Below are 25,687 nucleotides of genomic sequence, written 5' to 3' on the forward strand. Positions count from 1 at the left end.
ACGCATTGAGTCGAGAAACGGTCATTGACCTGACCGACGTCAGGTCGATCGATTCCGGGTCAAGCCCGGAATGACGGAGTTTGGGGGTGCTTCGCCCCGTCATCGAACGCGTCTCGAAATTCTGGCCGCCGCCCGGATATGGGCATCATGAAGCCGGCGGTATCGTACCCTGCAACGGGATCATGCGCGTTCGCAGACGGCGGCAATCTTGTTGCCATCGGGATCGCGCAGGAAGGCTGCGTAGAACGCGGCATGGAACGGTCGAAGGCCGGGTGCGCCCTCGCATGTCCCACCCATCCGGAGGCCTTCCGCGTGAAACGCGTCCACGGCGGCGCGGCTGGCAGCGTCCAGTGCGATCGTCACGCCGTTTCCGACGGTCGCCAGCCGCCCGTCGTAAGGCGCGACGACCCAGAAGCGGCAGCGGCTGTCATCGGGATGTGCATAGCCGATATCCGAGCCGCTTTCCTGCCGGCGGACGAGGCCGAGCAGCGCCAGCGCAGCATCGTAGAACGGGCCCGCGCGGGCCGGATCGTTCGAACCGACGGTGACGTAAAGCAGCATCCGCTCAATCTTCGTCGTGTTCGGTCACATCCTCGCGCTCGTCGCGGAAATCCTGGCCTTCCGCCCGGAGATCGGCGTGGTCCGAGATGCCGTCGCGCCGGCCCTTGAAGTCCTTGGCGAGCAGAAACATCTCGACCGATTCCGCACGCGACGACGCCGGCTTGATGTGCAGGACCTGGCGAAAATTCTGTTTCAGCAGGTTGAGAAGCTCGCGCTCCGTTCCGCCCTGGAAGGTCTTGGCCAGGAAGTGGCCGCCGGGGCCGAGAACGTCGATCGCGAAGTGCGCCGCGACCTCGCAGAGGTGCATGGTGCGGATGTGGTCCGTCTGGCGGTGGCCCGTGGTGGGGGCCGCCATGTCGGAGAGCACGAGATCCGGCGTGCCGCCGAGCGCATCCATCAGCGCGTCGGGCGCGGAGGGATCGAGGAAATCGAGCTTGAGGATGACGACGCCGGGCAGCGGATCGACATCGAGGAAATCGATCGCCACCACGCGCGGGTCCGTATCCGTCGAGCTGGTGACCTTGGCCGCGATCTGCGACCAGCTGCCGGGGGCGGCTCCCAGATCGATGATGCGCTTGGCGCCGGCCAGGATCTTGTGCTTTTCGTCGATCTCCAGGAGCTTGAAGGCCGCGCGGGCGCGATAGCCTTCCAGCTGGGCGCGCTGCACATAGGGGTCGTTGATGTGGCGCTCGATCCAGCGCCGCGAGGACGCCTTCAGCTTGCCCTTCTTCACCTTCTGTCCGAGCTTGCGTCCGGTCCGATTTCCGCCGATGGGAGGCTTGGTCATGAGCTTCGGCCCTCCTCGGAGCCGGTTTGCGGGCCGGACCGCGACGGGCGGCGGCCACGGCCGCGACGCCAGACGCCGTCATCGGCCATCATATCGGTCAAAAGACCTTCGCGCAGCCCGCGATCGGCGACCCGCATGCGGGTCGACGGCCAGCGGCGGCGGATGGCCTCCAGAATGGCGCAGCCGGCGAGAACGAGATCCGCCCGATCCGGCCCGATGCAGGGATTGGCCGCACGCGCGGCGAAATCCCAGGACAGAAGACGCGCCTGCATCGCGGACACCTCGTCATCCGACAGCCAGAGGCCATCCACCCGGCGGCGATCGTAACGCGGCAGATCGAGATGCACGCCGGCCAGCGTCGTGACCGTGCCGGAGGTGCCGATGAGGTGGAAATCCTCGGCCGCCCGAACCTCCTCGATATCCGGGCAATCGAAGCGATCGAGCATGCCGGAGACTTCGCGGATCATGCCCTCGAAGCTTTCCGGCGTGACATCGCGGCCGCCATGCCGCTCCGACAGGGTGACGACGCCGACCGGCAGCGAGGTCCAGTGGGTGATATGGTTGGCAAGCCGGCTCGACCTGTTGTCGCCGATGCGCAGAACGGCGATTTCCGACGAGCCGCCGCCGATATCGAACAGGACCACCGAGCGCGCCTCGCGCCCGACCAGCGACGCACAACCGGACACGGCGAGCCGCGCCTCGGTTTCCCGGTCGATGATCTCCAGTTCGAGGCCGGTTTCGGCCGACACGCGCTCCATGAAGACCACGCCGTTTTCGGCGGCGCGGGCCGCCTCGGTCGCGATCAGCCGGGCGCGCCGGATATTGCGATGCCCGAGCTTTGCGGCGCAGATCTTGAGCGCCTCGACCGAGCGGTTCATGGCATCCTCGGACAGGCGGCCGCTCGCCGCCAGGCCCTCGCCCAGCCGAACGATCCGCGAAAAGCCATCCACGACCCGGAACTGCCCTGGCCGCGTCGGCTGCGCGATCAGAAGCCGGCAATTGTTGGTGCCGAGATCGAGCGCCGCATAGAGCGGCATCGGACCGGCATCATCCCCCTCGAAGGCATCCGCACGTCGGCCGAAGCTCGAAGCGGCATAACCGGCATTGCTTCCAGCTGCACCGCGGGCGGCCGACCCCGCCTGCGGACCATAGCCATGGCCATGGCTTTGCGCGGGGTGTGAAGAATTCCCGGACGACCCGGACACCCGGCCGGCCGGACTGCCCGGTTGCGCGCCGCCCTGCTCGAAACGCTGATGTCCGGAATGGCCGCTCTGTTGCGATGCCGCCCGCCCGGAGGCTCCGCCGATCGGGGCAGCATGGGCCCCCGTCGGCAGACCCGCAGCCGAGGCGGATGCAGACGCGGATGCGCCGTGCGTGCCGGCGCCACGGCCCGGCCGCTGGCCCGCCGAGGGGCGTCCGCCGGCCGGCTCGTTTGCTCGCTTCGTCGGGCCGGCATTGGCTGGCTCTGCGCGGTCGCGCCCGGACCGGACGACATCCGTGCCCTGAAGCGGACGCGCCTGCGCCGACCGGCGATGACGATGCCGGTGGTTCCGGTGACCCTTGCCGGCCGGTTCTGCGGCATGCCCCTGTCCGCGGCCCTGTCCACCGCCCCGCCCGTCTCCCTTGGCGCGCCCGTGTCCACCACCCTGTGCCGGGCCCCCGGAACCCGTATCCCCCGGACCGGACGCATCGGCCCAACCATCGGCCCGACCATCGGAAGGGCCATTGCGACCCGAAAGGCCATGGCTGTCCGTCTCGTCCGCACCCTCACCCGCCGGCCGGCCGGATGGAGAGCTTGATGCCGCAGCACTTGCGCGCCCGTCAGGGGCCCCACCTTGAGCGGACCCGCTTTGCCAGACGGCACCGGGTAAGACTCCACTGGGCGAGACCGCGTCACGACGATCCCGTCCCGATCCGTCGCGAGACGTCAGGGCGCTGCCGCGCGAATCATAAGACGCGACATTCCGGCCCTTGCCATCGCGCGTCCTGCCGTCGCTGTGCTCGCGGTTGCCGGACACGCTGCCGTCGCCGCCAGACGCCGTGCCCTCCCCGCGCGCGGGATGGCCGCGCAACGGATCGGCATGCGCAGGTTCTGCGTCGGGATGGTCGTCGCGGGGATGGTCGTTTGGCGCGGACACACGGCCGTGCGGAAAGCCTGACGATGCAGACTTCGTACGGCGCCGCCGCTTGCGTTTGCGCACGGGTTCGCCATCCAGAATAGTCTGTCCGGAATGGCCTCCTCCAGATGCGGAGAGGTCTTGGGAGCTGGCATGCGCGGCGCCATTGCGCGCCGTCTTGCGACGCCTGCGCTTGGCTTTGCCGGACCCGGGGATAGCGTGCCCCTGGTTTCCTGCCGCTGCCGAAGCCCCGCTCTCATACGGCGTATCGCCGTGCTCGGGGTCTTTCACTGATCTTACCACCGCGTCGCGCGAAGCCTTGTCGGTCGCTCAAGACGCTCTTTCGATTTTCGTTGCCCCAACTCTACCAGCGCGCCCGCCTTTCGCCAACTGCTTTTTCCAGAACGACAATCCGTGCTTTGCACCCGCAAGCGCACCCCGCACACGCGCCCGGCCAGACACCCAACCCCGGCCTCGGCAAAGTTTTTCAAAAACCCCCTTTGCATCCCGCCCCGTTTTGTCTATAAGCCCGGCACACCGACGGGCACAGCCCGCGTGTTGGGGAATAGGTTAACGGTAGACCCACGGACTCTGACTCCGTTAGTCCTGGTTCGAATCCAGGTTCCCCAGCCAGCTCTCTAATTTTTCCCTGAAGTTCTTTTTTTTCGGCCTTTTTGGATCCTGTACTGGCATTAACTGCGACCTGATGCCCAGAACTGATGCTCAAAGGTGGTGTCCATCGCTTCGCGCGAGGGCAACACTGAGGGCCGTTCAAAGGGCTAGAGCCTCATGACGGTTCTGGCATACAACACCTCAGCTGTGAAAGTCGCCTTGGAAGGAACAGTGAAGTCATGCGAACGAGACACTTGGGACGAGTGCCTTTTAGCGTGGCGCAAGCGTTTTAGATGGGAATATGACTGACCTGCTTTGGGGTTATCCAGCCACCCCACCAAAAGGTGTTGGGGTGGGGAGATTGCAAATGCGCCAAACCGTTAAAGCTTACTTACGACTTTAGGTCCGCATGTTGCCTCAAAATCTGTTGATACAAACATAGGAGTGAATACCTCTCGCATGCCATCAACTTCCCAAAATTCAGCTGCAGACTCCGCATCTCCAAAAAAATTTTCTGGGTTGAACATATGTTTATACAGCAGTCTAACTATTTCCTCGTCCTCTCGCACAAGCTTCATCAGCGTGTAAAAGAGGACTTTATGCCGTTCATCCGCTTTGCTTACCACTGTTTTGAGAGCAGCTTCGCAAAGATCCTCAAGGTGGAATGTCAGTTGCGCTAAATAATTTGCCCGAGTCCAAACGTTTTTCACGAAGACGTTATCGTTCTGAAATACTAGCACGGCAGACTCTTTTGTCCACCGTTCGCCGTATAGCCCCTCCCCAACTCCGAAGTGGGCCATCGTCTTGTTCCGAAGCTTGACGACATCTTGGTGCCTTTGCCTCTGTTCCTTTGAGAATTGGCTGGTGACCCCCATTGGATGACGCCCAGACCCGTCCTCGATAGCCGCGCGGCAGTACATCATTACCGCGTGCAACATAAGGGGCTGTCCTAAGCGAGACCGGGAGTCGCCGTCCAAATCGTTGAGAGCAGTGAGGACTTGTAGCGAACGCTGCGCGCTTTCTAAGTCTAGCTGGAATGACCTAGCGCTCAAGAATAGCTTAATATTCTTATTAAGATCCTTATATTTCGGCAAATTCTTGAGGACCCCTTGCAGTGACACCAAGTCAAACGCTATGCGCAAATTCGCCTCCCGTGGTAATCGGTGGAAGCTAGGCGAACTATCAGCTTTTTGTAATAGCCTCCAAAGCCGCACCAAGCCTTTCAACTTCTCGTAGGTGGAATACACACAGATCGTCAGGAACCAGAGAATTTTGTAAGGCGAATTTATTAGAGATAGTCTCGCTCAGGTTTTCGTTGAACGTCGGATCAAAGTGCCTCGACCAGGCTCCAAGTGGTTCAATTGCCGCTAGTATTTCGATAGGGTCTAACATGAAACACAGCCTTAATGATGGGCTGGCAGCTTACGCTGACAGTAGCTCCGGTTCGATGCTCTTGGACGTCGATGTGACGACGGACGCGCCGGTTTCATCGCCGCCCACAAGCGAAACTGTGGGCACCAACGAGATATCGGAGCCGCCCCGCCAATCGGCCTCTGCAAGCGCGACTTGCCCGCCAACAATGCGCGCGGTTGCCTGTGGAGGAACGGCGCCTGCATGCGAGACGAGAGCGCCATTGGTGTAGCCTGTGCCGCCCACAATGTTCGTGTAGCCGGTGATCCTTTTGTTCGTAAGGACCGCCGTCGCGGATGCGCCTGAGCCCGCATTGTTGAGCGGCAGAATGGCAACGGTAGGCGGATAGTCGTAATCGATCCCGCCATCGCTGACCGGCGTGATGCCCGTCAAAGCGCCACCAGAAAAGACCGGCGTTGCGACCGGCACGCCGTGGCCGGAGAACACGACCTGCGGCGCGACGGTCCAGCCCGAGCCACCGACGACGGCCAGAGCCGAGACCGTGCCTCGGACCTTCGCATGGTAGACATCCGTCGGGTGGATGCCGTCTGCGGTCAAGCCACGGAAAACATTTGCCGTGCCCTATGCCATCGGCGCATGCTTCGTCGGGTCGGACTTGCTCTCAAGCTGTGCAGCGACGTCGAAGACGCCCGACAACGGATGGCCCGCCTGACCCGCGCGAACGGTTTCCGCAACATTCGAACCCGTCGCGACCGCTGCACCTGTGTTGATTGGCGCGCTGTCGCGAAGCCACCCGTTCATCAATGCTCGAACACCGCTTGGCGCAAATGCTGCGGAGAACGCCGTCTGGTTCGCTAGGGTGATCCACCCATCCGTTGTCGTCGTGTACACCGCATAACGTCGCGGCGGTGCTTTCGGCCATCCTCCTGACGGTCGTCTGCACGGGGGTCACCATCATGTCTCTTTCGAAAATCCGATTTCTGCGACCTTTCATCGCCTGAGATGGCACCGATGAACGTTCCGCACCATCATCGTTCAGCCGACGCTCTCGCCCTCGCCATCGCTTGTCCAGATGGATTGCCCGTTGGCAAAATCCTTTCTGATCCGGCGCTCGTCGCGCCAGTTGCGGCCGGTGTCTTCGATGACCGGGGTCAGGCGCGGCGAGTAGATATAGGTCCTGTATCGAGCGACGCGGGTCTGGAGGGCCCTGTTGGTGTTGGAGTAGAACTGCTTTTCGGGATCCAGGGCCGGATCGAGGAGACCTGCGGCGAGGCGGGCGAAATCACCGCGCAGGACGGAGGGCGAGGTCGAGAACAGGGGCTTCGTGCGGAGTCTGGGAAGCTTTACGCCGAAGAGCTTGAAGCTGCGCCTCTGATAGAGATGCCCTTTTCGCCGGATGTCCCAGTTCTGATTGATCGTGTGCAGCGAAACCTGCTGGATGGACGGATCTGCGAAGGGCGCCAGGATGGCCTGATCGAGGTCGGTCAGCGTGCGCCAGTCGTCCTCGAGGTGAAAGATGTAATCGGCCGAGGTGTTCGACCACAATCGCCTGACGGCCGCACAGAAATTCGGCGTCTCCGGTTGAAAGACGGTCGCTTGCGGAAAAAGACGATGAACGATGGACAGGCAGGCCGTCGCATCGTCTGCATCGCCGAAGATCGGATCGATATTGACGAGGCAGCGGGAGACGTCGAGGTGGCGGAAGCACCTCTCCTGAAAGTCGGTCAAGGTCGCTTCCAGCAGGTCCGGCCTGCGGCCGGCGACAACGCATATATCGATCGTCATGACGGACCTCTTCCTGCTTGCTCAACATCGAAATAGAGCAAAAGGAAAAGCTATTAAAGATTTTTCTAATTCTAAAATCGAATTCCTGAGAAAGAGCGGCCGCTCCTCGCACAGTTGAATCGACGCTGTTTCGATGCTCGACGCCCGGAACATTGGCCGGTGGCGGACGTTGATTTGCGAATTCAAGGAGAAGCGACATGGCCGACACCAAGACATCCGCACCGCGGGCCGAGACCGACGGGACCCTCGATATTCGTGACGAGGACGTGACGCCGATCGAGAGCGAGGCGGAGCTGAAGGGCAAGGATGCGGAGGAGGTGGAGCCGGACGACATGATGTCGGCTGCCGCGCGTCGTGAAGCCGCTCGTCTGAAGGGCGACGTCTTCCTGGTACGTTCCGATCTCGAAGACGCAGACCAGCGCGAGGCAACGCCCGGCATGCGCGAGCAGGACTGATTCTTCCTGCGCGAGCCGGGTTAGCCCGTTCGCCGAAAGGCGTTTGGCAGAAAGCGGATGGCGGGTGAGCCCCCATCCGCTTTTTCGCGTTCGGCGACTGTATGCGGGCCCAAGATGATCCCGGAACTTAAGGCCAAGCGGTGCGTTTGCTCTTCATGTGCCGATATTCGGCGAAACAAGAAGGAGGAAGCACACCATGAACCAGCGTTTTGATCCCAACGAAAATCGCCCCGCCAATTCCACGTCCTGGCCTGCAGACGATGCCGCGCGCGCCGAGCAGGCAGCCCGCACCGACCCGGCAACGATGCGGCCAACGGCCGGCATCGATCCGGTGACCGGGGCGCCGCTCGGGGATCCCCTGGCGCAGCGTCCTCTGGATCCGACAGCGCCGGTGGCGCGGACCCGCCGCAGCAACTGGCCTGTGCTGATCATTCTTCTTGCGGGCCTGGTTCTGGCGCTTCTGGTCTGGCTGCCCGCGGAAATGTCGAACGACGCGTCCGATACGGCAACGCAGCCGGCTCCGGCAAGCCAGACGGCAACGCCGCCGGCCGCCGAGGCTCCTGCCGCAACGGCGCCGTCCACCACCGCGCCTGCCGCAACGGCACCGGCTGAAACCGCTCCGGCCACCCCGGTAACACCGCCGGCTGCCACCGATACGGCTCCGACAACGACGGCTCCGGCAACGGGCGCCGCTCCGGCAACCGGCACGGCTCCGTAAGCTGATTTCGGCTGAAAGACCACGAGACGTTACTGAGAAAAGCGGGGCCAGATGGTCCCGCTTTTTTGTTGCCTTGTGGTTCCGTTCGCCTTGAATGACGATCGGTTCGAATGGTCCGGTCAGACATTATCGCCTGCCCGGTCGAACCAAAGCGCGGCTCAGCGGTTATCCCTTGTGAAACGACAAGATCGAGGATCAGACGATGATCGAGAAGACCACACGCCGCGAAGAAGACTACCGTGATTATGAAGACCGCGACCTGAAGGACGGATGGCCCTACGCCGATGACGTCTCGGGTTCGCCGACCGACGTCGCCAATCGCTCGTATGGCGAGACGGATGAAAGCTTCGACGAGTCCGGCAATCCCGGCTTCGAGACGTCGGACGAGACGGCGCGGGTCGGTCATGGTGGCCCAGATATTCTGCGCGACGATCCGGAGGCCGATACCGATGATGACGGCATGGAAGAAGCGCTGTCCAATGCACTCGAAGAGCATGAGATCGACACGTCATCCGTCGAGATCAAGGTCCTGCGGGGCGTGGCCGAACTCTCCGGGGAGGTCGAGACCGCAGCCGATCGACGGGCAATCGAGGAGCTCGCCTATCGCATTCCTGGCATCTCCAAGGTGCGCAACACGCTGACGACCATGGCGGTCGATGCGAACCTGCCGAGCGGCCTGAACGACTGAACCGTGGTCACGCGGCACAGGCGGTTTGTCGGAGAATGCGTCGTCCGTCCCGACCGCCGGTCGCGTTTCCAAAACGTCAGTCATCGGTTACAATATCTGCGCGGTCCACAAGGCTGCGCAGTTTCTGTTTTGTTTGCAGTTCCTGTTTTGCGCGCTGTTCCTATGTCAAATGTCTGGAGGGATCATGGGGGGATCTGGGGAGACACGCGCGGCGGCAGGTGAAACCGCGTTTCGCACGACGGATTTCGTCACGGGACTTGCGCGCGGCATCGCCGGCGCCCTGTTGTTTGCCCTGCCGATGCAGATGACGATGGAAATGTGGGATCTGGGCTTTGCCATGGATCGCTTTCGTCTCGCTCTGCTGCTCGTTCTCACCGTGCCGCTGCTGATCGGCATCGCCCATCGCATCGGCTTCGAGAAAACGGTGTCCTGGCGCGAGGATATCCGCGACGCGATGATCGCCTATGCGATCGGTATCCTCGCCAGCGCGATGATCCTGACGCTTTTCAAGCTTCTGACACCGGAAACGTCGGAGCAGGATTTTCTGGGCAAGATCGCGCTACAGGCCGTTCCCGCGGGGATCGGCGCGCTTCTCGGCCGCAGCCAGCTCGGCGCCGATCCGGATGATGCCGAGGACGATCCGCACAGCGGCTATGGTGCCGAACTTTTCATGATGGCCGTCGGCGCGCTGTTCCTCAATCTCAACATGGCGCCGACCGAGGAGATGATCCTGATCTCCTACAAGATGACGCCGTGGCACGCGCTGGCGACCATCGTCCTTTCCATTCTCGTCATGCACGCCTTCGTCTATGCCGTCTCGTTCAAGGGCGGGCACGAGCTGGAGGATACGCCGGGCTGGCATGCGCTGATCCGCTTCACCCTGCCGGGCTATGTGATCGCGCTGCTGGTCAGCCTCTATTGTCTCTGGAGTTTCGGCAGGCTCGACGGAGCCGGCTCCATGCCGGCGCTGATGTCCACCATCGTGCTCGGCTTCCCCGGTGCCATCGGCGCCGCCGCCGCCCGGCTCATCCTGTGAGGTGCTGAATGGCGTCGTCCCGCCGCAAGATCGTCCGCCGCCATCCGCACTGGATCGAGTGGACCACAGGTCTCCTCTCGACCGCTCTGATCGCCACAATGACCGGCATGATCCTCTATCACGGCTTTACGGCGACGGACGCCGCACCGGAGCTTGCCGTCACGGTGACGGCGCAGCGGCCGACGGCGCAAGGTTTCGAGGTGTCGTTCATCGTTTCCAATACGGGCAAGAAAACAGCGGCCGGGGTGCCCGTGACCGGGCGTCTTCTGAACGACGGGCAACAGCCGGTGGAAACCCGGGAAGTCACGATCGACTACGTTCCCGCCCAGTCCCAGGTGGAGGGTGCCCTGCTGTTTTCCGCCGATCCCGGCGCCTCCCGGCTGGATGTCCGGGCATCCGGCTATAGCGATCCCTGAGACGTCCTGCTCTCCGTGGCTTGCGGAGGCTTAATGCATCCGCTCCGCCATGGCCTTGCGGGTCGCCGCGATATGGTCGCAGACCGCCTGATGTGCGGTTGCGGGATCGGCATAGACTTCCCCGTCGAGCGGCCAGACATGGAACTTCACGGCCATGAAGCGCAGGCCGCGAGCGTGCGGCATCAGGGTGCCCACGGCTTCGCCTGATATCTCAACGATGTGTTTCTGCATGCATATCTCCTGCCGCCATCATCCGGCAGCCCTATCCCGTCGCAGGCACGCCATTGTGTCGTGTGCGGCGACGGGGAAACGGCAGGCGCGACCCATCGTTCCGTGTCCGAAATCAAACAAACTTGTCCGCATTCGCGGCAGGTTCGATCGGATCGCGTCCAGGTGTTTCGCCGCCTCAGGCGACGAAGCGTTCCGGACGGTAGGGGCCGAGATCCACGATGGTGGTTCGCTCGCCCGTCATCTTCTCGGCCAAAGCGCGGCCAGTCACCGGACCGAGCGTCATGCCGTGATGGGCATGACCGAAAGCGAACCACAGGCCCTCGTGTCGCGGCGCCTTGCCGATGATGGGCATCATGTCCGGCGTGCAGGGTCGCGCGCCCATCCAGGGCTCCTCGTCGCGACGTTCGGCCAGGGGAAAGAACTCCCGCGCCACGCGCTCGGCACGGGCAAGCTGCACCGGGGTCTTCGGCGCATCGCGCGTGGCAAATTCCGCCCCGGTCGTCAGCCGGATTCCGCGCAGCATGGGCGCGAGGAAATAGCCCTTCTCCGCGTCGAGCACCCAGTTGTTCAGCCGTTCGCCTTCCTGCGTGCCGTAATGCATGTGATAGCCCCGCTTGACCGCGAGCGGGAAGCGGTAGCCGAGCTTGCGAGTGACGGTATCCGCCCAGGGGCCGAGCGCCACGACCACCTCCGCGGCCTCGATCGGCCCATCGGGCGAGGCGATCCGCCAGCCCGGACCTTCCAGAACATGCTCCAGCGTTGCCGCATCGCCCGCGACCAGACGCCCGCCGAGCGACTGGAAGTAGGCGAGATAGGCCTTGTTGAGGCTGTGGGGATCGCGGATCGACCAGGGGTCCGTCCAGCGGAGACCGCCGGCGAGATCGATGCGGATGGAAGGTTCCAGCGCCTTGATGTCACTGGGCGACAGTTTCTGATGGTTGACGCCGAAGCCGGCCGACAGGCGCTCGGCCTCCTTGTAGGCGGCATCGCGGGCGGTATCGGTGCGGAACACCTTCATCCAGCCATCCCGCTGGATCAGGTTGTCCGCGCCGGACGCCTTGATGAGATCGGCATGTTCGGTGATCGAATTCTCGATCAGCGGCGCATAGAGCCGGGCGATGTGCTGGTGTTGGGTAAAACCGGAATTCCACCAGTAGCGCACCAGAAAGGGCACGAGACCCGGCAGGGCCTTCAGATGGTAATGGGCATCGATCGTGTTGTTGAGCGCATAGCGAAACAGGGCGCCGAAATCATGCGGGAAGCCATAGGGCACGACGCCTTCGCGCTGGATGAGCCCGGCATTGCCGAAGGACGTCTCTTCCCCTGCCCCGCGGCGATCGACGAGCAGGACCGATTTTCCGCGCCGCGCCAGATGAATGGCCGTGGAAAGGCCGACAATCCCCGCACCCAGAACCGCCACATCCGTCTTCATGCTGATCAACTCCTGCTCCCGGCGCGCTTTGCGTCTGTCTGCCACTGTCAGCATTTTCCCGGCGTTCCGCAACAGGTCGCGGTGCAAATCGACACCTTGAACGACGCCTTCGCACAACGAAAAAGGGAGCGGCGAACCGCTCCCTTCTGCAATGAATTCCTGTTCGTTGGTCCTCGCCGCGCTTAAGTGTGGCGACGCATGAAGCTTGCAACCAGCGAAATGACGAGGAAGGCCAGGAACAGGAAGAACAGGATCTGCGCGATACCGGCCGATGCGCCGGCAATACCGCCGAAGCCAAGGACACCTGCGATGATGGCCACGACGAGAAAGACAAGTGCGTAATAAAGCATAACACGCTCCTCCAATTAGAACATGCCGATTAACGCATGACGTGTCTTATTGTTCCGCCGGGGGTCCGGACGATGACGGTTCCGAAAAGGTCGATCACGCTTCAGCATCGCGTCCAAATAGCCGCCATTCAGTCTTCGTTTACCATACCGGCAACACTGGTTCATTTTGACACGCGCTCGCCACAGCAAATGCGGAACTTCACCGTGCAAGAGGCGTTGAGTTCACAATTGATTGAGGCGAGACATCATCATGACTGTATCGAACGCACATATCTGGAAGTCCGTTGCGGCCTCGGCGCGGCCTGCATCGCGATCGAACGAAAAGAACCTGCATATCGGGCAGACACTGAAGGACCTCTACTTCAACGGCAACATGCCGGCCACAGATGGACGGTTCGAGCAATTGCTGGAGCAGCTCGATTCCTCCGAAGGCGGCCGCGAGCGCCATTGATCGATCTCCATCGCATTGAGAAAAAGGCGGTCCATCGGGCCGCCTTTTTTGTTGTGTGTTCAGGTCGAGAGCGAGGCCGCCGAGAGACGGCGTGCCTCGCGCTTCTGTCCTGCCGTCACGGCTTTGGGTTCGACAGGACGATGCTGCCCGGATTGGCCTTGTAGGCGGCGGCATCATAGGCGGGCTGGGCTTCCAGCTGTTCCTTGGTGTAGGGCGAATAGATCGTCATCGCGCCCTTCGCGTCGGCCATCACCTGAATGTTGGCGGCGCTCATGGCGACCGGCTTCTGCGCGATGCCGAGGAAGCCGCCGACATCGATGATATAGGCTTCGAGCTTGCCCTCCTTGCCGAGGATCACATCGCCGACTTCGCCGATCTTGGTATCGTCGGCCACCTTGACCGGCGTGCCGATCAGCTTGTCGGCCGACAGCATGGCCGCATCGACGGGCTTCAGTTCTTCCGTCGGCTCGGCCGTGGTCGCGGCATCGGGTGCGAGATCCGGATCGGTCATCTGCGGCGTCGTCCCCGTCTGCGGCAGGGCCGGGTCGGCACCGGCGGCGTCCAGGGGGACCTCGGTGTTTTCAGGTGTCGCAAGCGGCGTCGCGGTGCCATCGGCCGGGGTCGCAGGCGTCGCGGCGGTCGAGGTCGAAGGTGCGGCAGGCGCGGCGGCGGCCGTGTCCTTGGTCACCGCACCATCCATCACCGCCTTGCGCTGGAAGGCCGGTGCTTTTTCGAGGTCCTGCTTGGTCATGGAGACGACGAGAATCTTCGTTCCGTCCCGATCCGACCAGGACGCCCTATCGAAATTGACGGCGACATCCTTTTCGCCGATGCCGAGAAAGCCACCGACGCCGATCACCAGCGCTTCCGTTGCGCCGGCCGCATTGATCACGACGTCCTTGACCTCGCCGATCGCCTCGCCCTCCTCATCGACGCCGGTATAGACGGTCTTGCCGATGACGTTGGAGGCCAGCATGTCGTCGCCGGGGGATGTCGCCGCAGCGCCGGCGGGCGCGGTTGCGCCTGAGGCTGCAGGGGCCTCAGGGGCTGCGGGCGTCTGCTGCGCCAAGGCCGTTCCGGCGAGCGTTGCGGCAAGAACGGTGCTTGCCAGAAGGGTCTTCAGCATCGGATTGCTCCTTACACAGGTGATTGGTTTAAGCGACGGGTCAAAAGGCAACGAAAGGCGTTAAGTTGCGAGACACCGCGACGCGACGGGATGGTGCGTTCGCCGGGCTATGTCACGCAGGAAGGGAAACATGTGGGAGGCGGAACAGCGTCTCAGGCGTGTTCCGGCGGCCATCATGGCCGACTTCATGTCGCGGGTCAGACCATCAGGCTTTCGCCGACGTCGGACATGTCGGCGGTCGCGAGCCGGTCAGCCACATCCTACTATCCTCACATCCACACAGCGCCATCAACGCGGTGGAGGCCGAAAATGTTCCGGCGTTCTCACGGATGTCTTTGCTGCCTTCCAGGCGCGACGCCCGCTCCGTAACCCGTCCGGCTGGGTCCTTAAGAAGAGCACTTCAGTCAGTTGAGAAGCAGGTAAGTGCGTGGGAGAGAGGACGCCACCGCAAGCGGCGATCAACAGACACCTCAAAATCGCGTGATCGCGATCTGGAACAATTTCGCAAACGGCACGTTTACGCTCCGCATTCCGAATGAACCCAAAGAGGAACCGCCATGCTCGGCACAATTCTCGTGATCGTCCTTGTTCTCCTGCTCATCGGCGCTCTGCCGACGTGGGGCCACAGCCGCAGCTGGGGTTATGGGCCGTCCGGTGGATTGGGCCTTGTGGTCGTTATCCTTCTTGTCTTGGTCCTCATGGGACGCATTTAAGTAAGACCAAAGGCTTTCCCAGAGGGCCATCAACACATCTTGAACCGGAGGATATCACCATGAAAAAAGCAATTCTCGCCGTCGCCCTGATCATGCCGCTCGCAGCGTGCACGCAGACCGAACGTGGCGCCGGCATCGGCGCAGCGTCGGGCGCCATCATCGGTGGCGTGGCAACCGGCAACGTCCGTGGTGCCGCTGTCGGCGCAGCCGTCGGTGGCGTTGCAGGCGCGCTGATCGGCCGTGCCAACGAGCCGGGCCGCTGCATCTATCGCGACCGCTATGGCCGCCGCTACACGGCTGCTTGCTGATCGGCCGATCGGTTACGAACGAAAACGGAAAAACGGGCCTCGGCCCGTTTTTTTGTGTCTCGGTTTCTGTGGGTCAGCCCTTGCGCGCCTTTTCGACGCTGTCGAGCTGCTGGAGCAGATCGAGAAAGGCGTCCGGCAACGGCTCTTCTTCCACGGCACTGTAGAGCGCGCGCAGTTTCGAGACGATCTGGCTGTTCCGGTCCAAGCTCTTGTGGTGCGTGGTCTTCGCAGGCTTGGGGGCCGCGCGGGGTTTGGGGTCTGTCATATCCGCCATGCGTTCAGGTCCGCTTAGTCCCAATTCCGGCGGCGGCCAGGCCAGTCCGCGCGTTCAGCATCCTCGAGGCGATCACATCGACCTCATGCTTTGCAATTCTTACCGATCAAACTTTCCACGCGGCGGGAAACATGGTCAAACGTCCCTGTCTCGACTCGTCGAACGATCACACTCTGTCCGGTTTCGGCGCCAATATATCGAAGGACGTCTTTCATGTCACTTTCCATGCGGATTGCCGCTCACCTTCCCTATGTGCGCCGCTTCTCCCGCGCCATCACGGGATCGCAGACATCGGGCGATGCCTATGTCGCGGCCGTTCTCGAAGCGCTGATCGCCAATATCGAGCTTTTCCCCAAGGCGTCCAGCGATCGGGTCAGCGTCTTCAAGCTCTATTGCTCCCAGTTCGACAAGGTCACCATCAAGATCGACGAAGATGCGGTCAATTCGCCCTATGCCTGGGAAAAGAAGGCTGCCGCAAACCTCGCACGCATCTCGCCCGACGCGCGCAAGGCCTTCCTGCTCGTTTCCGTCGAAGGGTTTTCGCAGGACGAGACCGCCGAAATCCTCGACGTGACGCCCGAGGCGGTTGCCGGGCTGATCCAGCAGGCCTCGCAGGATATCGCCCGCCAGGTCGTCACCGACATCCTGATCATCGAGGATGAACCGCTGATCGCCATGGATATCGAAGACATGGTGCGCAGCCTCGGCCATGGCGTCGCGGGCATCGCGCGCACGCATAGCGAGGCGGTCGATCTGTTCAAACGGACCTCGCCGAAAATGGTGCTGGCCGACATCCAGCTTGCGGACGGCAGCTCCGGCATCGACGCGGTGAACGAGATCCTGTCGACGGCGACGGTGCCGGTGATCTTCATCACGGCGTTCCCCGAGCGCCTGCTGACCGGCGAAAAGCCGGAGCCCGCCTTCCTTGTGACCAAGCCGTTCAATCCGGATATGGTCAAGGCCCTGATCAGCCAGGCGCTGTTCTTCGACGAGAACGCTCACGCCGGCGAGGCGTGAGGCTTCAGTTAAGACAATCGGTTCAGCCCGGCAACTGGCGTTCCGGCGGCCGGGTGCGCACCTCGTTGAAGATGGTGAGCCCGATCAGCGCGAGCGGCATGGCGAGCATCGCGCCGACTGCGCCCCACATCCATGTCCAGAAGATGATGGCGATGAAGATCAGGAACGGGTTGATCTCGAGGCGATGGCCGAGGATCGCCGGCGTCACCAGATTTTCCATGACGAGATGCAGCAGGAAGAAGCAGATCGCCGGCAGCAGCGCCATGATCATGCTGTCATGCGTCATCAGGCCGGCACAGGTGAGAGCGATCGTCATGGCGGTGACGCCGAGATAGGGAATGAAGCTCGACACGAAGGCGAAGAGGCCCCAGAGGATGGCGCCCGACAGGCCGCCGGCGAAGGCGATCAGCGCCGTGATCGTGCCGAGCGAGATGTAGATCAGGCTGGCGGTCGAGAAATAGAAGCCGACCGCGTTCTCGGTCGCGTTCATGACGCGGATGGCGGTGAGGCGGCGCTCGTGCGTGGCAAAGGCGAGGATGATGGTCTTGCGCAGATGCGCGCGCCCGATGAGAAAGAGCCCCAGCGCAGCCAGAAAGATCAATGTCTGGACGAAAGCGGGCGTCAGGCCCGTGGCGACGATGCCCAGCATGGCGCCGGCATTGGCCATGACCATGTCCGAGATCGCCTTCTCGTTGGCGCCGTTGATGGCTCTCTTGACCCACTCGAACCGCTCGAAAAACGGCAGAAACCGCTCTGTCGCCCCCTCGATCAGGGCCGGCGCCTTTTCGGTCAGCATCGAGACCGGCTCGATGAGCGCGTTGACGAGGAAGAAAACCAGCACGACGAAGACGAGTCCGAAGAACAGGCCACCGAGCACGGGCGGCAGGCCGAAGCGGGACAATCTGTCGGCGGCGACGCCCAGAACCATGCCGACAACGATCGCCAGCGTGACGGGCATCAGGATGGATTCAAGCGCATAGATCACGCCGGACATCAGAATGACGAAGGTCCCGACGATACTCCAGGCCACGACGAGATCGAGGCCGCTTTTCGGATCGACCAGTGCGGTCGCCTCCGAAACGGGCGGGTTCTCGATCTGCGCTTTCTTCTTCGCCTTGAACAAGGCTCGCTCCGGTATGGCAGCGTTCACGTCCGACCTCCACTCGCAATGAGCGCGGGCCAGAAGCTGCCGCGATGTCCTGCATGACGTCCCTCGATCTCACACCCTGCAGACATGTTTTTGCAGACTATGATGACCGGGACGCCGCTCAATCGATTTCGGGACGAAAAGTTCCCGTGAGCGGCAGGAAGCGCTTACGTTTCCACCAAAAATGGTGTTTTTCAGCGCCGGACGACGATGTCCGCGCGGATCAATACTTCTCGGGCGGGAAGATCCGCAGGGTCAGCGAGAACAGGCCGAGACCGAGAAGAACGACCAGAAGCGTGTTGGCGACGTCGTCGGATGTTGCGGAGACAACGCCCACGGCAAGTGCGGCGCAGACGAGCAGGATCAGGCCAAGCCTGGGCAGCCAGTAAAGCATGGTGGCGTCCTTCGATGTTCGGAAGTGTTAATTCTGGCCTAACAACGGCATGATTTGCCGATTTGTTCCCAAGCTTTCGCGAAGCTTGCGATATGCGATCAATGGACATGTGATCCGGCGCATTTCGCGCTCCGTACGTCTCTGCAAAAGCAACAGAGAACCCGCGCCATGACCAGATTTGCCTCCACGCGCCTCTTGCTGGCCATCGGCAGCGTCTTTCTTGTCTCCGCCAGCAGTGCGGCCCTTGCGGCCGGGATGACCGAGGCGGAGATTCGCGAAAAGATCATCGGGCGCACGATCTTTCTCGCGGCGCCGATGGGCGGCGAGTTTCCGCTGAACTACCGGACATCCGGCGTGGTCGATGGGGATGGCAAGGCGCTCGGGATCGGCAAGCTGATCCAGCCGAGCGATACCGGCAAATGGTGGATTGCCGACGACAAGCTCTGCCAGCAGTTCAACACCTGGTACAAGGGCGCGAAGATGTGCTTCGACCTGACGCCGACCGGCGCCGACAAGGTGAAATGGGTGCGCGACAATGGCGAGACCGGCGTCGCGCGGATTGGCAACTGACGTCCCGTCAGGGGTGTTTCGGCTGAACGGCTTCCGCTCTGAGAAATGCGACCGGGCGACGACATCGCCGCCCGGTGCTCGCGCCCTCAGAGGGCGGCGATGACGATGACTTCGACCAGATAGTCCGGGGTCGCGAGCTTGGCTTCGCCCGTGGCGCGCGCCGGCGTGTTGCCCTGCGGCGCCCACTTGTCCCAGACGGCGTTCATCTTCGGGAAGTCGACCATGTCGGCAAGCCAGATCGTGGCGTTCAGGATGCGCGTCTTGTCGGTGCCGGCCTGTTCCAGCAGGCGATCGACCGAGGCCAGCGCCTGGGCCGTCTGCGTGGCGACGTCGTCGCCGGCATTGCCGACCTGGCCGGCGAGATAGACGGTGCCGTTGTGAACGACGGCCTGGCTCATGCGCGGGCCGGTCTCGAAGCGTGTGATGTCCATCGTGAAGTTCCTCTTGCTCGGATAGGGTGGCGCCGAAGCGCAGACCACCGCGGGCTTACAGGAGAACGCTGCCGAGGAAAACCGCCGGCCTGAAAACTCCACCGTTCGAGACGTCATCACCGCCGTCTCAGGCCGCTTCCGGCAGTGGCGGGAATTCGAGGCGCACGCGCGTTCCCTCCCCGGGCTGCGAGTCCACGGTCAGCGCGGCATCGTGCAGTTCGGCGATGCGCTCCACGATCTTCAGGCCGACACCGAGCGCGTCCGAACTCTTGATCCGCCCGCCGTCGAGAATATGGCTCGGCGACCGGCCGAAGCCGGGGCCGTCATCGGCGACCTCGAGCAGGCCGGTTTCCGCCGTGCGGACGGAGATGCGCGTTCCCTTCGGCGTGTGCTTCACCGCGTTTTCGACGAGATTGCTGATGGTGTTTTCGACCAGCGCCGGCACGGCACGGATCTCGCCGCCGCCCTCCTCCACGAATTCGAGTGTCCGGCCGCTGTTGAAGACGAAGGGCGCGAGCTGGGCGACGACGTCGCTGGCCAGCCCTGCCAGCGAGACCGGCCTGAACGAGGCGGCATCCACCACGTCGAGCTTGGCAAGCGAGGTCAGCTGCTCCAGCATATGGGTCAGCGCCTCCAGATCCTTCTCGGCCTTGCGCGCGCGGGGATCGTCGATCCGCTCGAGCTCCATGCGCACGACGGCGACGGGCGTGCGGATCTCATGGGCGATCGAGGTGGAGAAGATCTTCTGCGCCTGGATGAGGTCGGCGACGCGAACCAGCAGCCGGTTGACCGCATTGGCGAAATTGGCGATCTCGCGCGGCATGCCCTCGGTCGAGAGCGGGCTGAAAGCCGCGCGCGGATCGATGGCATCCGCCGCCTTGCCGGCCTCGACCACGGGCTTCAAAGCGCGCCGGACGGAGAGGATCGTGGCGCCGGCAACGAGGCCGAACATCAGCGGCATGGGGATGATCAGATGGTCGCGCAGCTCGTGCAGAAGCACGCTGGTGACGAAACCATGGGGATCGCGCAGGACGGCAAGCTCGACGAACACCTCCTGCGTGCCGAAGCGGAAGGAGCGCCCGCCCGCGACGCTGAGCGGCTTGCCGGGCGCGATCTCGCGCTGCCAGAAGGTGGGCGGGTTGATCTCGATCGGCAGGAAATGGCGCTGGCAGAGCGCCTCGCAGTTGGAAAACAGCACCTCGCCCGTGGAGGTGCGAACCCGGACGAAGATGTCGCCATCGCGCTCGTCGTCGCGCATCGTATAGCGTTCGGCGAGCGCCGGCGGCATCTGGAAGGAGATGCGGTCTTTCGAAACGTGGATGCCTTCGGCCAGCGTCTCCGCCTCCTGCCCGATCAGGAAACCGCCGAGATCCGCATCGTTCGACCAGTATTCGGTGAGCACGATGCCGAATTCGAGCATCATGGCGAGCACCGTGAAGGTGACGATGCGCAGCGAGACGATGCCGATCAGCGAGCGATCCCGGGCGGCCTTCATGATGCGGCCTGCAGCATGTAGCCGACGCCCCGCACGGTGACGAGATCGGCGCCGGTTTCGAACGGCAGCAGCTTCTTGCGCAGGCGCGAGACGGCCAGCTCCAGCGCGTTGGCGGTCATCTCCTCGCCGAATTCCGACAGCGCCAGTTCGAGCTTGCGCTTCTGCACCACCCGGCCGGCGTCGCGCATCAGAAGCTCGGCCAAAGCGCGCTCGCGCGGCGGCAGCGCCACGATGCTGCCGTCGCAGGAGAGTTCCGCCGTGGCGGGATCGTAACGCAGGTGCCCGCATTCGAGCACCGGCTGCAGCGAGGTCGGGCTGCGCCGGAGCATGGCGCGACAGCGGGCGAGAAACTCGCGGTGATGGAACGGTTTGACGAGATAGTCGTCCGCGCCGGCATCCAGTCCCTCGATCCGCTCCTCGATCGACCCGCGGGCCGTGATGACGAGGACCGGCAGGTCCTTGTAGGTCTTGCGGATCTGCCGCAGGAGTTCGAGCCCGTTGCCATCCGGCAGACCGAGATCGAGAAGCACCAGATCATGCTCCCGCAGGGTCAGCGTCACCGTGGCATCGGCGATCGTCGTCACGACATCGAGCCGCCAGCCGGCCTCCCGGACGGTTTCGCCCAGAAGCTCGGCGAGCCGGGGACTGTCTTCAACCAGCAGCAGCCGCATGCATTTCGTCTCACACGTTGGAACGTCGGAACCGACGCGAAACTAGCAGGTTTCGCGCGGTGCGACAGCGCCTCTTCCCGATCATTCGGGATCGCTGCCCATGGAGGCCGCGACGACGTCGCCGGTGATCGGGTCCATGACGACATCGGCCCGCCGTCGGCGGGCGGTCAGTGCCTCGATCTCGTAGCAGGAGCCGATGATCACCACATGGCGGATATCCGGATAGCCCGCAGCCACCGCCTTCTGCGAAATGGCCGCGGGGCTCATCCAGCGCGCCTGCGGCTCCTGCGTGCAATCCGCCGTGCGATCGCCGGCGAAAACCAGGCCGGCCGGCAGTGCCAGCTGCGAGACGAGAACGACGAGACAGAACAGGCGGCGCATCAGCAATCTCCAGAGCCGGACCCTGGGCATATGCCGATCCCTAGCCGTCATATGGCTGTCGGACACTGCTCGAAGCGTTGCAAAATCGTCGGCTGCGGGACCTCAGTCCGCGGGTGCGGATGGCGCGGCGTCGTCGAGCGGATGATAGCAGGCGAACAGATGGTCCGCCGGACCGTCGAGCGCCGGCATCTTTTCGCGGCAGAGATCCGTCGCGCGCCAGCAGCGCGGGTTGAACGGACAGCCGCTCGGCGGCTTCAGCGGCGACGGCAGCTCGCCCTGGAGCTGGATGCGCTGGCGCTTGCCTTCCGGATTGGCAACCGGGGTCGCCGACAGGAGGGCCGCGGTATAGGGGTGCTGCGGATTGGTGAACACGCTTTCCGCCGTGCCGGTTTCCACCGGCCGGCCGAGATACATGACCATGATATCGTCGGCGATGTGCCGCACGACGGACAGGCCGTGCGAGATGAAGAGATAGGCGAGCCCCATCTCCTTCTGCAGGTCCATCAGGAGGTTCAGCACCTGCGCCTGGATCGACAGATCGAGCGCCGAGACCGGCTCGTCCAGCACCAGCACCTTCGGTCGCAGCATGAGGGCGCGGGCAATGGCGATGCGCTGGCGCTGGCCGCCGGAGAACATATGCGGGTAGCGGTCGTAATGCTCGGGCCGCAGGCCGACCTTGCGCATCATCTCCTCGACCTTGGTCCTCCGGGTCGCGGCATCGTCGGTGGTGTTGATCTTCAGCGGCTCTTCCAGCAGAGACCCGACCTTCTGGCGCGGGTTGAGCGAGCCATAGGGGTTCTGGAAGACGATCTGCACGAGGCTGCGCAACGAGGCGTCGCCGACGCGGGCCGGCTTGCCGTCGATCAGCAATTCGCCGCCGCTCGGATCCTCGATCATGGTGACGAGGCGGGCGAGCGTGGACTTGCCGCAGCCGCTTTCGCCGACCACGGCCAGCGTGCGGCCGGAGTGGAGCGAGAAGGACACGCCGTTCAGCGCGCGCACGGTGGCCGCCGGCTTGAACATGCCGCGTGAGACGGAATAGAAGCGCTGGAGGCCGTGGCCTTCGAGCACCGGTCGCGATGCGGGCGGCGCTTCCTTGTTCGAGGTTTCGCTGAGTGCGGTCTCGCTCATCGCGTGCCCTCTCCTGCAAGCTCGACGGTCATCGTCGGGTGGTTCTGGGGAATACCCTCGATCAGCGGGTAATTGCACAGCGCGCGGCCGAGCTCCGGCCCCTGGCGCACGACGGAGCGCGAACAGAGGTCGGTGGCAAAAGCGCAGCGCGGCGAGAACAGACAGCCTTGCGGCCGATCATGCTGCCCCGGCACGACGCCGAGGATCGACGGCAGACGCTCGCCGATCCGGGCGCGCTCCGGCAGGGATGCGAGCAGGGCCGCGGTGTAGGGATGATGCGGATCGCGGAAGAGCGCCTTGACCGGCTGTTCCTCGACCTTCTGGCCGGCATACTGCACCTGAACGCGCTCGGCGGTTTCCGCCACCACGCCCATATCATGGGTGATGAGCACCAGCGCCATGCCGTTTTCCTTCTGCAGGCGAACGAGCAGATCGAGGATCTGGGCCTGGATGGTGACGTCGAGCGCCGTCGTCGGCTCGTCGGCGATGAGGAGCTTCGGATTGCAGGACAGCGCCATGGCGATCATGACGCGCTGGCTCATGCCGCCGGACATCTGGTGCGGAAAGTTCGACAGCCGGTCTTCCGGCGAGGGAATGCCGACAAGCTGCAGGAGTTCGATCGAGCGGGCGCGACGGGCGGCACGGTCGAGGCCCATGTGGATGCGCAGGCTCTCGCCGAGCTGGAAGCCGACCGTGAAGCACGGGTTGAGGCTCGACATCGGCTCCTGGAAGATCATCGCCATGTCCTTGCCGATGATCTTGCGCCGGTTGCGGGGCGAGAGTTTCAGGAGGTCCTGGCCGTTGAAGGCCATGCGGTCGGCGGTGATCTTCGCCGTCCAGGGCAGAAGGCCCATGACGGCGAGCATGGAGACCGACTTGCCGGAGCCGCTTTCGCCGACGATCGACAGGATTTCGCCGGTGTCGCAGGTGAGCGAGACGCCATCGACCGCACGGAAGGTGCCGGTCGAGGTCTGGAACTCGACGGTGAGGTTCTGGATATCGAGAAGCGGCATCAGGACCTCTTCAGTTTGGGATCGAGCGCATCGCGCAGGCCGTCGCCCATCAGGTTGATGGCGAGCACGGTGATGAGAATGGCAAGGCCGGGGAAGGTGACGACCCACCAGGCGCGCTGGATGAATTCGCGCGCTTCGGCCAGCATCGTGCCCCATTCCGGCGTCGGCGGCTGGGCGCCCATGCCGAGGAAGCCGAGCGCCGCGGCATCGAGGATGGCCGCGGAGAAGGCAAGCGTCGCCTGCACGATCAGCGGCGCCAGACAGTTCGGCAGGATGGTGACGAACATGATGCGCAGCGTGCCGGCGCCGGCAACCTGGCTGCCGATGACATAGTCCTTGTTGCGCTCCGTCATGACGGAGGCGCGCGTCAGGCGCACGAAATGCGGCAGGTTGACGAGGGCGATGGCGATCATCGCATTGACGAGGCCCGGGCCGAGCACGGCGACGAGAACGAGCGCCAGAAGCAGCGACGGGAATGCGAGGATGATGTCCATCAGCCGCATGATGATCGTATCGACCGTGCCGCGGAAGAAGCCGGCGAGAAGGCCGATGAGCACGCCCGAAACGACGGACAGCGTGACGACGATGAGGCCGACGAACAGCGAGAAGCGTGCGCCGTACATCAGGCGGGTCAGGATATCGCGCCCGACCGGATCGGTGCCGAGCAGATATTCGGCGCGTCCGCCTTCGGCAAAGGCCGGCGGCAGCAGCAGCACGTCGCGATTCTGGATGATCGGATCATGCGCGGTGAGCAGCGGCGCGAAGATCGCCATCAGCAGGATGGCGACGAAGACCACGAGCCCGAGAACGGCGCCGCGATTGGCGGAAAAATAGAACCAGAATTCGGCAAAGCCGGACGGCGGCGCGGACGGGGTGGCGGCGGCTGCCGCGGGTGATACGGATTTGGTTTCGACAGATGACATCGGTCGCGTCTCCTATCGCCGGATGCGGGGGTTCGCCCAACCGTAGAGAAGGTCGACGATCAGATTGACGAACATGATCACGAGCGTGATCATCATGAGGCCGCCCTGGACGACGGCGTAATCGCGCTTGAAGACGCTATCGACCATCCACTTGCCGATGCCCGGCCAGGAGAAGATGCTTTCCGTGAGGATCGCGCCGCCGAGCAGCACGCCGATCTGCAGGCCGATCGTGGTGATGACCGGGATCATGGCATTGCGCAGCGCGTGGACGCCGATGATGCGGAAGGGCGACATGCCCTTGGAGCGGGCCGTGCGCACATAATCCTCGCTCAGCACCTCGAGCATGGCGGAGCGGGTCTGGCGGGCGATGACGGCGAGCGGAATGGTCGCCAGCACGATGGTCGGCAGGATCATATGGCTGACCGCCGAGGCGAAGGCACCCTTCTGGCCGGAGAGCAGGCTGTCGATCAGCATGAAGCCGGTCACGGGCGGGAAGAAATAGAGGAACGAGATGCGGCCGGAGACCGGCGTCCAGCCGAGCGTGCCCGAAAAGAAGATGATGAGCAGCAGGCCCCACCAGAAGATCGGCATGGAATAGCCGACGAGCGCCGTGCCCATGATGGTCTGGTCGAGCCAGGTGCCGCGCTTGACCGCCGCCACCACGCCAGCCGGGATCCCGAGACAGACCGCGAGGATGATGGCACAGATCGCAAGCTCCATGGTCGCCGGAAACAGCGTCATGAAATCATCGATGACCGGGCGCTTGGAGATGATGGAGCGTCCGAAATCGCCCTGCAGCAGACCGACAAGATAGTCGAAATACTGGACGTACATCGGCCGGTCGAGACCAAGCTCGGCCATGATCTGCGCATGCCGCTCCGGCGCCATGACGCGCTCGCCGGAGAGCAGCATGACGGGATCGCCGGGAAGCAGGCGGATGAAGGAGAAGGCGATGATGGAAACCCCGACGAAGGTCGGGATGAGGACGGCGAGCCGCCCGAAAATGAAGCGCAGCATGAGCGTTCCGTAAGATTGCAAAACCGGCGGCCCGAAACGATCGGACCGCCGGAGACACCGCGACAG

Annotated in this window: 31 protein-coding genes and 1 tRNA gene; 11 read left to right on the forward strand and 21 right to left on the reverse strand. The window is 63.5% G+C overall.

All coding sequences use genetic code 11. The features are described from left to right. Positions 1-180 precede the first annotated feature (180 nt). From C8J36_RS09280 to C8J36_RS25305, 3 genes are read right to left on the reverse strand one after another with little or no spacing between them, the layout of a single operon-like run. Positions 181-561, reverse strand: a complete 381-nt coding sequence (locus tag C8J36_RS09280; RefSeq protein WP_132534322.1) for a VOC family protein — start codon at positions 559-561, stop codon at positions 181-183. Positions 562-565: 4 nt separating this feature from the next. Continuing rightward, complete coding sequence (locus tag C8J36_RS09285) at positions 566-1,348, reverse strand: RlmE family RNA methyltransferase (RefSeq protein ID WP_062594516.1); 783 nt, start codon at positions 1,346-1,348, stop codon at positions 566-568. Further along, on the reverse strand, positions 1,345-3,486 hold the full coding sequence (locus C8J36_RS25305) for a Ppx/GppA phosphatase family protein (protein WP_245506510.1): 2,142 nt from the start codon (positions 3,484-3,486) through the stop codon (positions 1,345-1,347). The genes C8J36_RS09285 and C8J36_RS25305 overlap by 4 nt, the downstream gene beginning before the upstream one ends. Before the next feature lie 538 nt (positions 3,487-4,024). On the opposite strand from C8J36_RS25305, the gene C8J36_RS09295 reads away from it, so the two are divergent. Continuing rightward, positions 4,025-4,098, forward strand: a tRNA-Gln gene (locus tag C8J36_RS09295). 359 nt (positions 4,099-4,457) lie between these two features. On the opposite strand, the gene C8J36_RS09305 is transcribed toward C8J36_RS09295, so the two are convergent. The 3 genes from C8J36_RS09305 to C8J36_RS09315 all read right to left on the reverse strand — a co-directional run bounded on the left by C8J36_RS09305 (position 4,458) and on the right by C8J36_RS09315 (position 7,233). Next, a complete protein-coding gene (locus C8J36_RS09305) occupies positions 4,458-4,877 on the reverse strand; it encodes a hypothetical protein (RefSeq protein WP_132534326.1) in 420 nt (139 codons plus the stop codon). 622 nt (positions 4,878-5,499) lie between these two features. Next, positions 5,500-6,045, reverse strand: coding sequence for a hypothetical protein (locus C8J36_RS09310; protein ID WP_132534328.1), 546 nt, complete (start codon positions 6,043-6,045; stop codon positions 5,500-5,502). 438 nt (positions 6,046-6,483) lie between these two features. After that, positions 6,484-7,233: a hypothetical protein gene (locus C8J36_RS09315; protein ID WP_132534330.1), complete on the reverse strand. Its 750-nt coding sequence runs from the start codon at positions 7,231-7,233 to the stop codon at positions 6,484-6,486. 197 nt (positions 7,234-7,430) lie between these two features. Between C8J36_RS09315 and C8J36_RS09320 the strand changes: the two genes are divergently transcribed. From C8J36_RS09320 to C8J36_RS09340, 5 genes are all read left to right on the forward strand, one after another. Then, positions 7,431-7,688, forward strand: coding sequence for a hypothetical protein (locus tag C8J36_RS09320; RefSeq protein WP_132534332.1), 258 nt, complete (start codon positions 7,431-7,433; stop codon positions 7,686-7,688). 196 nt (positions 7,689-7,884) lie between these two features. Continuing rightward, on the forward strand, positions 7,885-8,406 hold the full coding sequence (locus tag C8J36_RS25135) for a hypothetical protein (protein ID WP_132534333.1): 522 nt from the start codon (positions 7,885-7,887) through the stop codon (positions 8,404-8,406). A 202-nt stretch (positions 8,407-8,608) separates the two neighbouring features. Next, positions 8,609-9,094 (forward strand): BON domain-containing protein, encoded by a 486-nt coding sequence (locus C8J36_RS09330; protein ID WP_132534335.1) that lies wholly within the window; start codon positions 8,609-8,611, stop codon positions 9,092-9,094. A gap of 184 nt (positions 9,095-9,278) precedes the next feature. Then, entirely contained in the window at positions 9,279-10,130 is an 852-nt protein-coding gene (locus tag C8J36_RS09335; protein ID WP_132534336.1) for a TIGR02587 family membrane protein, read from the forward strand. 8 nt (positions 10,131-10,138) lie between these two features. Continuing rightward, the gene (locus C8J36_RS09340) at positions 10,139-10,546 is read left to right on the forward strand and encodes a TIGR02588 family protein (RefSeq protein ID WP_132534338.1); all 408 of its coding nucleotides are present in this window, start codon (positions 10,139-10,141) and stop codon (positions 10,544-10,546) included. Between the two features lie 30 nt (positions 10,547-10,576). Here C8J36_RS09340 and C8J36_RS09345 read toward each other — a convergent pair whose 3' ends face one another. The 3 genes from C8J36_RS09345 to C8J36_RS09355 all read right to left on the reverse strand — a co-directional run bounded on the left by C8J36_RS09345 (position 10,577) and on the right by C8J36_RS09355 (position 12,559). Next, entirely contained in the window at positions 10,577-10,777 is a 201-nt protein-coding gene (locus C8J36_RS09345; RefSeq protein ID WP_062595019.1) for a hypothetical protein, read from the reverse strand. Positions 10,778-10,952: 175 nt separating this feature from the next. After that, entirely contained in the window at positions 10,953-12,209 is a 1,257-nt protein-coding gene (locus tag C8J36_RS09350) for an FAD-binding oxidoreductase (protein ID WP_132534340.1), read from the reverse strand. A 182-nt stretch (positions 12,210-12,391) separates the two neighbouring features. Continuing rightward, complete coding sequence (locus C8J36_RS09355) at positions 12,392-12,559, reverse strand: DUF1328 domain-containing protein (protein ID WP_082477167.1); 168 nt, start codon at positions 12,557-12,559, stop codon at positions 12,392-12,394. Positions 12,560-12,809: 250 nt separating this feature from the next. Here C8J36_RS09355 and C8J36_RS09360 point away from each other — a divergent pair, with 250 nt between their 5' ends. Continuing rightward, entirely contained in the window at positions 12,810-13,010 is a 201-nt protein-coding gene (locus C8J36_RS09360) for a hypothetical protein (protein ID WP_062595020.1), read from the forward strand. A 115-nt stretch (positions 13,011-13,125) separates the two neighbouring features. Here C8J36_RS09360 and C8J36_RS09365 read toward each other — a convergent pair whose 3' ends face one another. Then, entirely contained in the window at positions 13,126-14,136 is a 1,011-nt protein-coding gene (locus tag C8J36_RS09365; protein WP_132534342.1) for a PRC-barrel domain-containing protein, read from the reverse strand. A gap of 557 nt (positions 14,137-14,693) precedes the next feature. Between C8J36_RS09365 and C8J36_RS09370 the strand changes: the two genes are divergently transcribed. Together C8J36_RS09370 and C8J36_RS09375 are read left to right on the forward strand one after the other, a co-directional pair. Further along, entirely contained in the window at positions 14,694-14,849 is a 156-nt protein-coding gene (locus C8J36_RS09370) for a DUF3309 family protein (protein WP_082477169.1), read from the forward strand. A 59-nt stretch (positions 14,850-14,908) separates the two neighbouring features. After that, complete coding sequence (locus C8J36_RS09375) at positions 14,909-15,157, forward strand: glycine zipper domain-containing protein (protein WP_062595022.1); 249 nt, start codon at positions 14,909-14,911, stop codon at positions 15,155-15,157. 73 nt (positions 15,158-15,230) lie between these two features. Here the strand turns inward: C8J36_RS09375 and C8J36_RS09380 are convergent, their stop codons facing one another. Further along, a complete protein-coding gene (locus tag C8J36_RS09380) occupies positions 15,231-15,431 on the reverse strand; it encodes a NepR family anti-sigma factor (RefSeq protein ID WP_245506511.1) in 201 nt (66 codons plus the stop codon). 213 nt (positions 15,432-15,644) lie between these two features. On the opposite strand from C8J36_RS09380, the gene C8J36_RS09385 reads away from it, so the two are divergent. Continuing rightward, positions 15,645-16,448 (forward strand): response regulator, encoded by an 804-nt coding sequence (locus C8J36_RS09385; protein ID WP_062595023.1) that lies wholly within the window; start codon positions 15,645-15,647, stop codon positions 16,446-16,448. A 22-nt stretch (positions 16,449-16,470) separates the two neighbouring features. Here C8J36_RS09385 and C8J36_RS09390 read toward each other — a convergent pair whose 3' ends face one another. Continuing rightward, positions 16,471-17,598, reverse strand: a complete 1,128-nt coding sequence (locus tag C8J36_RS09390) for an AI-2E family transporter (RefSeq protein WP_132534344.1) — start codon at positions 17,596-17,598, stop codon at positions 16,471-16,473. 220 nt (positions 17,599-17,818) lie between these two features. Beyond that, positions 17,819-17,989, reverse strand: a complete 171-nt coding sequence (locus tag C8J36_RS24870) for a hypothetical protein (RefSeq protein WP_092932282.1) — start codon at positions 17,987-17,989, stop codon at positions 17,819-17,821. Between the two features lie 168 nt (positions 17,990-18,157). On the opposite strand from C8J36_RS24870, the gene C8J36_RS09395 reads away from it, so the two are divergent. Further along, complete coding sequence (locus C8J36_RS09395) at positions 18,158-18,559, forward strand: hypothetical protein (protein WP_132534346.1); 402 nt, start codon at positions 18,158-18,160, stop codon at positions 18,557-18,559. Between the two features lie 86 nt (positions 18,560-18,645). Here the strand turns inward: C8J36_RS09395 and C8J36_RS09400 are convergent, their stop codons facing one another. The 8 genes from C8J36_RS09400 to C8J36_RS09435 form a co-directional block, all read right to left on the reverse strand. Then, a complete protein-coding gene (locus C8J36_RS09400) occupies positions 18,646-18,990 on the reverse strand; it encodes a RidA family protein (protein ID WP_132534348.1) in 345 nt (114 codons plus the stop codon). A gap of 127 nt (positions 18,991-19,117) precedes the next feature. Further along, positions 19,118-20,485, reverse strand: coding sequence for a HAMP domain-containing sensor histidine kinase (locus C8J36_RS09405; protein WP_062595026.1), 1,368 nt, complete (start codon positions 20,483-20,485; stop codon positions 19,118-19,120). Then, positions 20,482-21,156: a response regulator transcription factor gene (locus C8J36_RS09410; RefSeq protein ID WP_062595027.1), complete on the reverse strand. Its 675-nt coding sequence runs from the start codon at positions 21,154-21,156 to the stop codon at positions 20,482-20,484. The genes C8J36_RS09405 and C8J36_RS09410 overlap by 4 nt, the downstream gene beginning before the upstream one ends. Positions 21,157-21,237: 81 nt before the next feature. Continuing rightward, positions 21,238-21,537, reverse strand: a complete 300-nt coding sequence (locus tag C8J36_RS09415) for a PepSY domain-containing protein (RefSeq protein ID WP_207897484.1) — start codon at positions 21,535-21,537, stop codon at positions 21,238-21,240. Positions 21,538-21,639: 102 nt separating this feature from the next. Continuing rightward, a complete protein-coding gene (locus tag C8J36_RS09420) occupies positions 21,640-22,668 on the reverse strand; it encodes a peptide ABC transporter ATP-binding protein (RefSeq protein WP_132534352.1) in 1,029 nt (342 codons plus the stop codon). After that, positions 22,665-23,681, reverse strand: a complete 1,017-nt coding sequence (locus C8J36_RS09425) for an ABC transporter ATP-binding protein (protein ID WP_132534354.1) — start codon at positions 23,679-23,681, stop codon at positions 22,665-22,667. The genes C8J36_RS09420 and C8J36_RS09425 overlap by 4 nt, the downstream gene beginning before the upstream one ends. Next, positions 23,681-24,604, reverse strand: a complete 924-nt coding sequence (locus tag C8J36_RS09430) for an ABC transporter permease subunit (RefSeq protein ID WP_132534356.1) — start codon at positions 24,602-24,604, stop codon at positions 23,681-23,683. The genes C8J36_RS09425 and C8J36_RS09430 overlap by 1 nt, the downstream gene beginning before the upstream one ends. 12 nt (positions 24,605-24,616) lie before the next feature. Next, positions 24,617-25,621, reverse strand: coding sequence for an ABC transporter permease subunit (locus C8J36_RS09435; RefSeq protein ID WP_062470068.1), 1,005 nt, complete (start codon positions 25,619-25,621; stop codon positions 24,617-24,619). Between the last annotated feature and the right edge of the window lie 66 nt (positions 25,622-25,687).

The sequence above is a fragment of the Rhizobium sp. PP-F2F-G48 genome (assembly GCF_004342335.1).
GTDB lineage: Bacteria > Pseudomonadota > Alphaproteobacteria > Rhizobiales > Rhizobiaceae > Ferranicluibacter.